The organism is Candidatus Melainabacteria bacterium RIFOXYA2_FULL_32_9, from assembly GCA_001784615.1.
Lineage (GTDB): Bacteria > Cyanobacteriota > Vampirovibrionia > Gastranaerophilales > UBA9579 > UBA9579.
The window spans coordinates 5736-18041 of record MFRQ01000062.1 but is presented as its reverse complement, the minus strand read 5'-3'; the positions used below and the strand labels follow the sequence as shown (position 1 = coordinate 18041).

General features: G+C 33.7%; 11 protein-coding genes. 3 read left to right on the top strand and 8 right to left on the bottom strand.

The features are described 5' to 3' along the window. Positions 1–130: 130 nt before the first annotated feature. From A2255_09250 to A2255_09240, 3 genes are all read right to left on the bottom strand, one after another. A complete protein-coding gene (locus A2255_09250; GenBank protein OGI21234.1) occupies positions 131–1054 on the bottom strand; it encodes a hypothetical protein in 924 nt (307 codons plus the stop codon). A gap of 820 nt (positions 1055–1874) precedes the next feature. Next, a complete protein-coding gene (locus tag A2255_09245) occupies positions 1875–2390 on the bottom strand; it encodes a flavin reductase (GenBank protein OGI21232.1) in 516 nt (171 codons plus the stop codon). Positions 2391–2441: 51 nt separating this feature from the next. Beyond that, positions 2442–3053, bottom strand: coding sequence for a hypothetical protein (locus tag A2255_09240; protein OGI21231.1), 612 nt, complete (start codon positions 3051–3053; stop codon positions 2442–2444). A gap of 543 nt (positions 3054–3596) precedes the next feature. Here A2255_09240 and A2255_09235 point away from each other — a divergent pair. After that, positions 3597–4583: a deoxyhypusine synthase gene (locus tag A2255_09235; GenBank protein ID OGI21230.1), complete on the top strand. Its 987-nt coding sequence runs from the start codon at positions 3597–3599 to the stop codon at positions 4581–4583. Positions 4584–4612: 29 nt separating this feature from the next. Then, positions 4613–5131 (top strand): hypothetical protein, encoded by a 519-nt coding sequence (locus A2255_09230; GenBank protein ID OGI21229.1) that lies wholly within the window; start codon positions 4613–4615, stop codon positions 5129–5131. 254 nt (positions 5132–5385) lie between these two features. Here the strand turns inward: A2255_09230 and A2255_09225 are convergent, their stop codons facing one another. Further along, positions 5386–6327 (bottom strand): hypothetical protein, encoded by a 942-nt coding sequence (locus A2255_09225; protein OGI21228.1) that lies wholly within the window; start codon positions 6325–6327, stop codon positions 5386–5388. A 190-nt stretch (positions 6328–6517) separates the two neighbouring features. Between A2255_09225 and A2255_09220 the strand changes: the two genes are divergently transcribed. Beyond that, complete coding sequence (locus tag A2255_09220; protein ID OGI21227.1) at positions 6518–6838, top strand: hypothetical protein; 321 nt, start codon at positions 6518–6520, stop codon at positions 6836–6838. Positions 6839–6843: 5 nt separating this feature from the next. Here A2255_09220 and A2255_09215 read toward each other — a convergent pair whose 3' ends face one another. From A2255_09215 to A2255_09200, 4 genes are all read right to left on the bottom strand, one after another. After that, positions 6844–8466 carry a citramalate synthase gene (locus tag A2255_09215; GenBank protein ID OGI21226.1) on the bottom strand — a complete coding sequence of 541 codons (1623 nt, stop codon included), beginning with the start codon at positions 8464–8466 and terminating at the stop codon, positions 6844–6846. Between the two features lie 229 nt (positions 8467–8695). After that, the gene (locus A2255_09210) at positions 8696–9730 is read right to left on the bottom strand and encodes a ketol-acid reductoisomerase (GenBank protein ID OGI21225.1); all 1035 of its coding nucleotides are present in this window, start codon (positions 9728–9730) and stop codon (positions 8696–8698) included. A gap of 27 nt (positions 9731–9757) precedes the next feature. Beyond that, entirely contained in the window at positions 9758–10258 is a 501-nt protein-coding gene (locus tag A2255_09205) for an acetolactate synthase small subunit (GenBank protein ID OGI21224.1), read from the bottom strand. A gap of 18 nt (positions 10259–10276) precedes the next feature. Beyond that, complete coding sequence (locus A2255_09200; protein OGI21223.1) at positions 10277–12016, bottom strand: acetolactate synthase, large subunit, biosynthetic type; 1740 nt, start codon at positions 12014–12016, stop codon at positions 10277–10279. Positions 12017–12306: the final 290 nt, after the last annotated feature.

The window sequence follows — 12306 nt, the reverse complement described above, 5'->3', positions numbered from 1 at the left end:
GTTCTTTCTAAAATTTTTGTCGGATAGGTTCTTAGTTATGCATTGCTTTCTAAGTAGCATAGATAATTCATAAAAAAATGCCAATCCTAAAAGGATTAGCATTTAAGCAGTATGTTGAGCAAGTATTGAATTATTTAATATCTAAAACTTTCAAACCATTTACTGTAGCTACATTAACCAGTTCATCAATGTTGTAGAAGCGACAGCTTTCAAGTAAAAAGCGTAGTTCAGTCCACATATTTCCATCTGTAAATGGTTTTAGAATATCAGCAATATTATCTGTACCTATTCCAACTGTAACTCCATTTGGAATCAACTCTTCTACAGGGGCAATAGAGTTATGTGTAGGAGAGAGTTCTTCTGATCTTCTGGAATCAATCCATGCTGTAGGACAGGTTATTAACATAACATCTGCTTCAGCCATCTTTTTATATACTTCTTCACGATAAACAGCAGGATGTGCACTTAAAGAGATCGAATGAATTGCTGTTACTCTGCCTTGCATGCCGTGTTGTACTGTTTTATCGATAAGCTGTTCTGTTTCTTTCTCTTTTGCGGTATTGAATTGATCCACATGAACGTGTACCGGTTTACCTAATCTTTTTGCTGTTTCCATTAATATATCTAAGTGCTCAGCTTCGTGCCCTTTATCTTTTGCAGGCAATCCACCAATTATATCCACAAATTCAGCACCAATTTCAAACCATTTACGTGATTCAGGATCAATAACACCTTTAAGTGTTTGATTAACGAACTTCAGTCTAATGTCAGAACCATAATTATCCTTAATAATTTGAGCAGCTCTTATAGACTTATCTTCAATAACCTCATCTACATCAATAAATGAACCTACAGCCTGAACGCCCTGTTCAAGCATCTGATCCAAAGCAAATGCCATTCTGTCATAAATCTGATAAACTGTTGAATTTCTCTTGATTGAATCAACAAGATACCATTTTTCCTTTAATGTCGCATTTGCAAGATGTAATGTTTCTGGAGTTATTGTATATGCTCTGTCAAGATGGGCATGGGTGTTAACAAAACCGCCGTTCATATTAATTTTGGCTATAATTTCCTCCCTCAAAAAATCAACGTATTTTGCTGGTTTTCTTAAGTAAGACACGTTATTAAGCCTTTCTTGAATTGCCATATAATACCTCTTTCTATTTATTACTTAATTTGATTAATCTAAAATCCATAAAAAAATTCCGGATAATAAACCCGGAATTAATAGAAACAAATAAATAATTTAAATGCCTTTTTATAAAAAAAGAGAGGAAATCAATATCCTCTCTAAAAACTTTTATATCAATAATTGAAATATTTAATGAAGTTGAAAATCGCTCAACCTTATTAACTATTCGATTCGCTGTCTTAAAAGTCAAATTTATTGGCCTCTCAAAAGTCTAAATGATAAATGCTAAATTGATATTAGATTACTCTATTATTCTATACATGTCAAGTGCAGAAAAATATAAATTTAATTAATAATCTTTTTGAAATAACTTGTTTCCAGTATGTCTGCGGCTTATTACTTTATGCTTAATGTTACTTAAAATTAATTTTGGTGCTTGATGAGAATAATATTTAATGATTGATAATAGATTTCTAATAATCACCGTCATTACGAGGAGCGAAGCGACGTGGTAATCTTTCTAATGTTCACCAGATAGATTGCCACGCACCTTCGGTGCTCACAATGACAATGCATGTTATTAGAATGATTGATGACTTATAAAAGTGACTTTGTTACTTTGCGGTGATAGTGCGTATTATTGGAAAGATTGATGGCTTAAGACAGTGCGAAGCACCTCGCAATGACATACTTTATTATTAGTGTATTTTAACATTTTCTAGGCAAGCACCTTAATTTCTTAATCATTTTCTTTAACATAACATGCCAGAATCTCACCATAATACAAAACATGATAATCTTTCTCAGCCCCATAAATCTCTTCAACCTCATCTGACATAATAAATTGAGAATTCAGAGGATGTTTATAAACAATTTTGCATTCTAAATGCAAATCACATTCTCCAATTATAGGAGTTGAAATCTTCTGAGCTTTTTCAGGGGTTAAATTACATACCTCGAATTTATTTATTTCCCTGCCTGATTTGGTTCCACATACTCCTAATTCTTTCTTTAATTGATCACCTAAAGGAAAACTAACTGTAAATTCATTTGTATTTTCAATTAGCTTGTGAGTATATCTTGAATACCTGACCATAACCATAAAAATTGGACGTCTCCACATATATCCAAGAGATCCCCAGGCAATAGTCATAGTATTTAAATTACCATTATTATCTTTAACAGTTAAAAATGCTCCTTTCATAAGCTGATCAAGCATTTCTTTTGATAATTGATTAAATTGTATTTCTTTCATAGCCGCATTTCCTTATTTTTTATGATGACACACTGGATTCTATTTAATGAACTATTTGAAAAATCCTATTTTTAAGAGATCTTCCAGATTTCCTGAATCAACTACATCAGAAATGTACTTATATAAAGTATCTAATTTCTCCTGATCGAGTTTATCAAAATGCTCTACTGCTTTTGGTAATTTTATATCGCTCGTGAGCTTTATGTTCAAGAAATTATCATTTATAACTACGAATTCATTATATGCATTAAAAATATTAATAACCTGCTCATCGACTTTAAACGGTTTTTTACAAAAATACTTATAATCTCTGTCGATTTGCTTGAAAAATTCAAGCATAAAGTTGATTTCTTCTGTATAATCTCTCGATTTCAATTCTTCTTCAGTTAAATCATCAGCAGGATTATCAATAACCTCTTTAGGGCTATCTTTAAATTTATGATGAATAAAAGCCCCCCATAATATGCAGCCAAGGTAAAAGCCTGCACAGTTATTAATAAGCTGATGAATCCCTGACTCAGATAAGCTTAATTTGAATTTTTTCTGATGGGGAGCTTTTATCTGAGCCAATTCCTCAACAAACGGTAAAATAGCTTCAGGAAAATAAATTGTATGTTGTGAATATCCGGGATCAAAAGGTACCCCACTAGCAAATTGATTCATTATATTTACCTCTTAAATAGAACAATGACACTTTTGTTACTCTGTCCCAAAATTATGATGATGGGGATATGTTATTGGCTATGCACCATTTCAATTTGAAGGTGACAAGGTCACTTTTCTAAGTCATCACTGGAATGATTGAAGACTTAATTATGTGCATTAGCACCGACGGAAATAATATACCCCCAACTAATGAGACATTCCATTAGTTATAATCTCAGCTTTTATTATCTTTATATTACCACTCACATAATTCACAAATTATTGTTCAATTATAAAAAATTGATTTTCTCATTAAAAATAAACGATAATTTAATTAAGCAAAAATAGCATCATACCTGAATTAAACACAATATCAAATCAAAATTATTTATCACCTAAACTATACTAAAATATTATTCTATTTCATTGATAAATTAAGTATAATACTAAGCACTCATCTAAAAAATTTAGCTATTAACTACTCAACAAGCTCATTAGCAATACCCAAATTCTTATATATATAGGAATAATCTTATCAAGAAAGGATCTATCAAGTAGAAAATGAGTACTCATTTAAATGGACAAAATATAACAAGCTTTTTAAAGAGAAATTTCAGACACTTCAACGCCGCTTCACTCGTTGATGCAGCAGAAGGTTATAAAAAACATATAGATAATGGTGGAAAAATGCTGATAGCTCTCGCAGGAGCTATGAGTACAGCAGAACTGGGTATATCCTTAGCCGAGATGATCAGACAAGATAAAATTTCCGCAATTAGCTGTACAGGTGCAAATTTAGAGGAAGATTTATTTAATCTGGTAGCGCATGATTTCTACAAAAGAATTCCCAATTATAGAGATTTAACCCCTCAACAGGAAGAAGATCTTTTAAAAAATCATTATAATCGTGTTACAGATACATGTATTCCTGAATCAGAAGCAATGAGAAGGTTAGAGAAATTTCTTGTTGAAAAATGGTTTGATGCCGATAAAAAAGGTGAAAGATATTTTCCACACGAGTTTTTATACAGCATTTTAAGAGATAAATCTCTTGAACAATATTATCAAATAGATCCCAAAGACAGCTGGATGATTGCTGCTTGCGAAAAAAATCTTCCCATATTTGTACCTGGCTGGGAAGATTCAACAACAGCAAATTTCTTTGCCTCTTACTGTATAACCGGAGAGGTAAAAAATCCAAATACTGTTCGTGGTGGCATAGAATATATGGTTGAATTGGCAAAATGGTATAGAGAAACATCTGCAAACAGTTCAATAGGATTTTTCCAAATAGGCGGTGGAATTGCAGGAGACTTCCCTATTTGCGTGGTGCCTATGATACATCAGGATCTTGAAGAAGATGCTCCATTATGGGGTTATTTCTGCCAGATTAGTGACTCAACAACCAGTTATGGCTCATACAGTGGCGCTGTACCTAATGAAAAAATCACCTGGGGTAAATTAGGAGTAGAAACCCCAAAATTTATGATCGAATCGGACGCAACCATAGTTGCTCCATTGATTTTCGCATATGTGTTAGGAGTATAAAAAATAATCAAGGAAGGAATGGTAGGACTATGAGAAAATCTGGACCAATACCAGTCACAAGCCAAAATCCAAGATTAAAACAAGCAGCTAGATCAGGGATAAAAACCAGGAAAAAAGTTAGAAGAAAGAACCCTTTCATCCGTATAAGCCTTATTGTTTTAACTGTTGGACTTATTGTTAATGCTTTTACAGGAAAACCTTCTGAAACCAACGCAAGAATACTATATAACGGATCAGAAAAATCAACAGAGTCACAATATAAAGAAGTTAGAGCAAGTCATATATTGGTTGGTACAAAACAAGAAGCTCTAAAGCTAAGAAAAGAGATTCTTGAGAATAAAGACTTTGCAAAGTCTTTTGCAAAAGCAGCAAAAGAAACATCAAAATGTCCTTCCGGTGCTCAAGGCGGTGACCTTGGATACTTCGAAAAAGGAATGATGGTACCTGAATTTGAGAAAACTGCTTTCGACCTTCCTATTGGTGAAATTTCTGAACCTGTTAAGACTGAATTTGGCTGGCATTTAATTATAACCACAGATAAACGCTAAAACTCTTGGTATATCTACTTCTCAATATTTATTTACCAAATAATTAGTACTTTGACCAATAAATTATGGAAATGGGAATGTTTTCGTAGGAGCCTTTGTTTCATGTCAATTTGTGACACAGTCACTTTTCTCAGTTACCAATCATTCCAGTAATGACCTAATTAATGTGCGTTAGCACCAGCGACGGAGAAAATATTCCCACTCATACGGTCAATCTAATAGCAAAATAAATTGACTGTTATTAATTATTCCAATTAACTGATTTTCCTGGTTATATGTTCATAGCCGCATTTCAGGACATTCTTATTTCTCGAAAAGACAACCTTAAGCCTGTCTGAAAAGCTAACAATTGCAACGCCAATAAGAGCTATAGTTCCTCCTATCAAAGAAAATATGGTAGGAATTTCATTTAAATAAAAGAAAGCTATTAATATTGTAAAAGGCGGTACTAGAAATAACACTGTGGACATGCTGGTCACAGAATATTTAGATATTAATTTAGACCAGACCAAATAAGATATAGCTCCTGGCATTATCCCTAAATAGGCCACAGCCAGTATAGAAATATTAGAAGCTGTTTTTAAATCCTTAATTAAAGACCCGCTATAAAACATTAAAAATAGCGTACCAGCCACAAAAAAGTATAACGTTAATTCTAACGGTGTATATTTTTTTAATAGTTTTTTCTGGATTACATCAAATAAGCTAAGTGAAATTGCAGAAATCAAGATTAAAAATACACCTGGTGACAATCCCAATCCAACATTTTCACCCATGGCAATTAATAATATACCTGCAAAACTAACTAGAATACCTATCCATTTACCAAGATTAACGTATTCTTTCAAAAGAATACTGGAAAAAATTGCAACAAAAACAGGATATGTATCTAATAACATACTTGCAGAACCGGCTGTCACAGTAATCTGTCCTTTATTCAAGGCCACATGGTATAAAGAAATACCTAAAAAGCCACACATCAGAATGATTGGCACATCTTCAACTTTTGGTAATGATATTTTCTTCGAAGCTGCATAAGCAAACAAAATGAAAGTTGCAACTGAAAAGCGTAATAAAGCAAGACTTTCCGGACTAAAACTGTAAAGACCAATACGAATAGCGGTATAAGCCGATGACCATACCAAAATAAGAAACAATACTGTAAGTACAAAGAGTAATTTTCCCTTACCCTGCATAATTAGTTTCCTCTATTTGCCCTACAATATTATTGTGTCACTTCAATTTGAGCAATTTCAAGTTTTATTTCAGGCTTTTCAAAAAAACTTTAAGATATAAAATCCTCAAAATATTGACTTATCAACATATATCCAGTAGACTAACTCCATAAACAAGCACTCAACTTAATTTAAAGCAGGAAAATATCATATGGCATGGTTATATTTAATACTAGCGGGCTTCTTTGAGATTATCTGGGCTACAGGCTTAAAATATACAATAGGATTTACCAGAATAATTCCCAGTATAGGAACACTATTAGCTATGATAATAAGTGTTTATTTGTTATCACTAGCTACAAGATCCCTTCCTATAGGTACATCATACCCAATATGGACAGGTATAGGTGCAACAGGTACAGTCATAGCAGGTATAATCTTATTTAACGAGCCTAAAGATTTAACCAGAATGCTTTTTATTGGATTAATTGTAGTTGGTATAATTGGGCTAAGATACACTTCAACAAATTAAGTTAATTATACAAATTGAGTAAGATCTTCAGCAGAATGATATCCATTTTGAGGCTCTACATTATGTATCATTAAGCCATAAACGATACTATCAACTATTGCAAGATATGTAGCCTCAATAATGTTTCTGCTTACACCTACAGTATCCCATCTGTTAAATCCGTCAGTAGTTTCAACATGCACTCTTGTATTTGCACTGGTTCCATCAATGCCATCCAGAATCCTTACTTTAAAATCAGCTAATTTAAACTGTTTAATCTCAGGATAAAGGGATCTTAATGCGCATCTTAGCGCACCATCAAGGGCATGCCCTGGACCTTCTCCTTCACTAACGGTATGAATTGTTTCTTTTCCAACTTTAATTTTAACCGAAGCTTCAGTGTTTAAAGCACTAAGACCTGTTGTAGTATCAGAAATTACTCTAAATCCTTTTAACTCAAAATACCTGGGCTTTGTGCCGAATATTTCTCTAACCATTAATTCAAAAGAAGCATCAGCATCTTCAAAGGCAAAACCCTGCCATTCAAGCTTTTTTATGTTACTAAGAATTTTTTTCAGATTTTTGTCATTTAAATCAATATCAAGCTTTAAGTGTGCAATTTTTTCTTTAATTGATGCAGTTCCTGCCTGATCACTAACAAGAATTCTTCTGGTATTTCCAACAGCCTCAGGGTCTATATGCTCATATGTACTGGAATTCCTCTTTACTCCACTGGCATGTATACCTGCTTTATGAGTAAAAGCACTCAGACCAACATAAGGAGCATAGTCATTAGCTTTTCTATTGGCTATTTCACTAATTTGTCTTGCAACATATACAAGATTACTTAATTTTTCACCAATAATATTTTGCTCTAATTTTACCTGTAGATTTGGAATTACCGAGCAAAGATTTGCATTACCGCATCTTTCCCCGTAGCCATTGAATGTCCCTTGAACTTGTATAGCACCAGCCTGAATAGCTATAATTGAATTAGCTACCGCTAAATCACCATCATTATGAGCATGAATACCGATATAAGCTTCGGGAAAGTGATTTCTTACTATTTCTGTAATTTCCTTAATCTCACTTGGAATACAGCCACCATTGGTATCACATAATATAAGTCTTTCTGATCCAGCTTTATGAGCTGCTTCCAGGCAGTCTAAAGAATATTTAGGATTATTCTTATATCCGTCATAAAAATGTTCAGCGTCAAAAAACACTCTTTTCCCCTGAGACTTCAAATAAGCAATGCTGTCTGAAATCATATTCAGGTTTTCTTCAAGTGTAGTACGAAGAGCATGTTCTACGTGGAAATCCCAGCTTTTTCCAAATAGTGTAATGACTTTAGTATCAGCTATTAAAAGCTGCTCCAGAACCTTATCCTCTTCCGGTTTTACATTTGCTTTTCTTGTACAACCAAAAGCAGTAATAACAGCATTTTTCAGGTCCATTTTTTGAACCTGTTGAAACACCTCAATATCCTTTGGATTAGCACCAGGCCAGCCGGCTTCAATATAATCAACACCTAATTCATCTAACAGAGAAACTATTTTCAGTTTATCATTTACAGAAAACGAGATTCCCTCAGCTTGTGAACCATCTCTTAAGGTTGTATCATATATTTCTAGCTTTTGGCTAGGCATAAAAAACTCCTTACTCTTCTACTGAATTTACTTTTTATTAAGTGGAATGTTTTTTCGTCACTTTTCAAAGGCTTTCTCAAAAACATTCCACTTAAATTAAATATGAATACTAGTGGACTGTTTCAAAAATAATGATGAGGAAGGTGTGTTCTCGTAGAAACCTTGCCTGTGCGAAGCTAACAGGCATAGTGACGGAGAGAATTTACCCTCCATAATTTGAAATACTCCACTAATTTTTATCACGATCGACAAATTTATCCTGTTTAAGCCAAGACATCATGCTTCTTAACTCAGAACCAACTTTTTCAATTAAATGATCTTCATCAGCTTTTGTTAACGCATCAAAGTTTGGTTTGCCATTTTTACACTCTTGTAGCCACTCTTTTGCAAATTGACCACTTTGAATTTCTTCCAGAACTTTTTTCATTTCCTTTTTGGATTCTTCATTAACTACTCTAGGACCACGGGTCATATCGCCATACTGAGCAGTATTACTTACAGAATAACGCATATCGGAAATGCCGCCTTGATATAATAAGTCAACAATAAGTTTCAATTCGTGTAAACATTCAAAATAAGCCATATATGGTGAATATCCTGCTTCAACCAGGGTCTCAAAGCCAGCTTTTACAAGAGCAACTGCCCCACCACATAATACAGCCTGTTCTCCAAACAAGTCTGTTTCTGTTTCTTCCTTAAAAGTTGTCTCAATTATGCCTGCACGACCTCCACCAATTAAAGAAGCATATGCAAGAGCTACATCTTTAGTATCTCCTGATGGATCCTGATAAATAGCTATTAAAGAAGGAACACCTCTTCCTTTTGTATATTCACCTCTAACAAGGTGACCAGGACCTTTTGGAGCTACCATAAATATGTTAACATCTGCTGGTGGCTCAATTTCTTTATAAAGAATACTGAATCCATGACTTACGCCTAAATATTGTCCAGGTCTAAGATTTGGCTTGATTGCTTTCTCATAAACTTCCCCATGAGTTTCATCAGGGATGAGAAGCATTATAATATCAGCCCATTTAACAGCATCTTCAACACTTAATACTTCAATACCTGATTGTTCAGCTTTCTTTTGAGAAGGACTTCCAACTCTTAAACCACTTCTAACATTAGCACCACTCTCTTTTAGGTTTAAAATTTGCCCATGTCCTTGACTACCATAGCCAATAACAGCCACTTTTTTGTTTAATATCTTATTTGCATCAATGTCTTTATCATAATAAACTTTTAATTCTGAACCTGTAATCATAATAATCCTCCATTATATAAGTTATACTTATTTACCAGTTTTTTCACTAAGCTGAATTTCTCTTGAAATAGCAACTTTACCTGAGCGAACTAATTCTTTAATACCTATTGGCTTTAATAATTCCAATAAAGATTTTATTTTACTTTCATCACCCATAGCTTCAAGTGTATAAGCTTTGGGAGAAATGTCAATAATTTTTGCATCAAAAAGCTCAGCTATTCGAAGTATCTCCGATCTATTTTTGTCCTTAGATGTAACTTTAACAAGAATTATCTCTCTATCGATACTACTTTCCCCAGTTATATCAACAACTTTTATAACATTAATGAGCTTATTTAGTTGCTTACTTATTTGCTCAATAATTGTATCATCACCAGTAGTAACCAGTGTCACTCTGGAATATTCGACATCCTGAGTTGGAGCTACCGTAAGACTTTCTATATTAAAACCTCTACCGCTAAACAAACCTGAAATTCTAGCAAGAACACCAGCTTCATTTTGTACCAAAACAGAAAGAGTATGTCTCATAATAATTTCCTCCTGGGACTACGAACCACTTGTATCATCTAGTAAAACTTTATCTATTGGGTCACCTGCAAGTACCCAGGGATAAACAACTTCAAATGGTTCTACAATAAAGTCTATCAAAACAGGTCCTTCTGTATTAATTGCTTCTCTTAATATGGGTTCAATTTCTTCTTCTTTTGTAACCCTAAAACCCGTAGCACCATATGCTTCAGCTAATTTTACATAATCAGGACCTGATATACAGGATTGAGAATAATGTTTGTCAAAAAGCTTTTGCTGCCACTGTCTTACCATGCCAAGATAACCGTTATTTATGATACACACTTTAACAGGTATGTTGTAGTAGACACAGGTGGCTAATTCCTGTATGTTCATCTGAATACTGCCATCACCGGCTATATTTATAACAAGCTTATCAGGATGGGCAAGTTGCGCACCCATAGCAGCAGGGAAACCAAATCCCATTGTTCCTAAACCACCGGAACTTACAAATCTGCGAGGGTTATTAAACTTATATAATAAAGCAGTCCACATTTGATGCTGCCCGACTTCTGTAGCAATTATAGGATCTTTATCCTTTGTTACTTCATAAATTTTCTCTATTACAGTCTGGGGTTTTAAATTATCAGACTGCACACAGGGCATTGCTCTTTTTTCTTTCCATTCATTAATGTTATTTAACCAGTTTTGTCTTTTCTCATATGACTTTTTAGCTTCTTCTTCATCAAGCATATTTAACATATCTTGCAATACATTTTTAGAATGCCCAACTATTGGAATATCAACAGGAACATTTTTACTGATTGAACAAGGATCTATATCAACGTGAATAATTTTAGCTCCACTGCAGAATTTTTTCAGATTACCTGTAATCCTGTCGCTAAATCTTGTACCAATAGCAAAAAGCACATCGCATTGAGAAACTGCTATATTTGCCCAGTAATTACCATGCATTCCTAACATTCCAAGAGAAAGTTCATGCGTACCGGGAATTGCACCCATACTCATTAAGGTATTTGCTACAGGCACTCGTAATGATTTAGCAAGTTTAAACAGCTCTTCACTTGCCTCGCCGGTAATTACACCACCACCTGCTATTATAACAGGTCTTTCTGCATGACAAAGATGCTTTAATGCCTTAGATATTTGCAAAGAATGTCCTACATAAGTAGGGTTATATCCTGGTAAATGAACTTTCTCAGGATATACAAATTCAGTCTTATTAACTAAAATATCTTTTGGAAGATCAACTATTACGGGTCCGGGTTTTCCTGTTGAAGCAATATGAAATGCCTCCTTTATAACCCTTGGCAGATCTTTTACATCCTTAACAAGATAATTATGTTTACAACATGGTCTTGTTATACCAACTATATCAGATTCCTGAAAAGCATCATTGCCAATTAAATTCGACGCAACCTGTCCTGTAAAGACAACTAAAGGATAACCGTCATAATATGCATTAGCTATACCAGTTACAGCATTGCAAGCTCCTGGGCCGGATGTAACCAAAGCAACACCAGTTTTACTAGAAACCCTTGCATAACCTTCTGCCGCATGAATTGCTCCTTGTTCATGACGAACAAGATAATGCATTATTTCTTTACAACCATATAATTCATCGTATATTGATAATATTACACCGCCAGGATAACCAAATATTTGCGTGACACCTTCTTTTTTAAGAGCTTCTATGAATATCTGAGCACCAGTCAAAACTTTTATATCTTTTTCTGCCTTGTTTGATGTCTTAGTCATTAAATCCTCCAGCGTATATATATTCAAAAAGATAATTAATGCATAATTAACTTATTAAATAAATCATATCTCAAAACCAAACTCTGCCAACTAATGATTTATCTTCCAAACACAGATTATTAAATGAAATCCTAGCATAAAATCTAATATTTACTCAACAAAAAGAATATTTTAAAAGAAAAAACAGTAACATAAATTTGCAAAAGGATTGTTATTATTAAAAACTAATATAAATAACCCTTTTTGACTAGAAATCAAACCTATACAATTTAAGTATAAGTGTAAAATAA

Bases quoted from the DNA above. Each gene is read 5' to 3' on its own strand.
- A2255_09250 (OGI21234.1), bottom strand. From the start codon at position 1,054: ATGAACGGCGGTTTTGTTAACACCCATGCCCATCTTGACAGAGCATAT.
- A2255_09245 (OGI21232.1), bottom strand. From the start codon at position 2,390: ATGAAAGAAATACAATTTAATCAATTATCAAAAGAAATGCTTGATCAG.
- A2255_09240 (OGI21231.1), bottom strand. From the start codon at position 3,053: ATGAATCAATTTGCTAGTGGGGTACCTTTTGATCCCGGATATTCACAA.
- A2255_09235 (OGI21230.1), top strand. From the start codon at position 3,597: ATGAGTACTCATTTAAATGGACAAAATATAACAAGCTTTTTAAAGAGA.
- A2255_09230 (OGI21229.1), top strand. From the start codon at position 4,613: ATGAGAAAATCTGGACCAATACCAGTCACAAGCCAAAATCCAAGATTA.
- A2255_09225 (OGI21228.1), bottom strand. From the start codon at position 6,327: ATGCAGGGTAAGGGAAAATTACTCTTTGTACTTACAGTATTGTTTCTT.
- A2255_09220 (OGI21227.1), top strand. From the start codon at position 6,518: ATGGCATGGTTATATTTAATACTAGCGGGCTTCTTTGAGATTATCTGG.
- A2255_09215 (OGI21226.1), bottom strand. From the start codon at position 8,466: ATGCCTAGCCAAAAGCTAGAAATATATGATACAACCTTAAGAGATGGT.
- A2255_09210 (OGI21225.1), bottom strand. From the start codon at position 9,730: ATGATTACAGGTTCAGAATTAAAAGTTTATTATGATAAAGACATTGAT.
- A2255_09205 (OGI21224.1), bottom strand. From the start codon at position 10,258: ATGAGACATACTCTTTCTGTTTTGGTACAAAATGAAGCTGGTGTTCTT.
- A2255_09200 (OGI21223.1), bottom strand. From the start codon at position 12,016: ATGACTAAGACATCAAACAAGGCAGAAAAAGATATAAAAGTTTTGACT.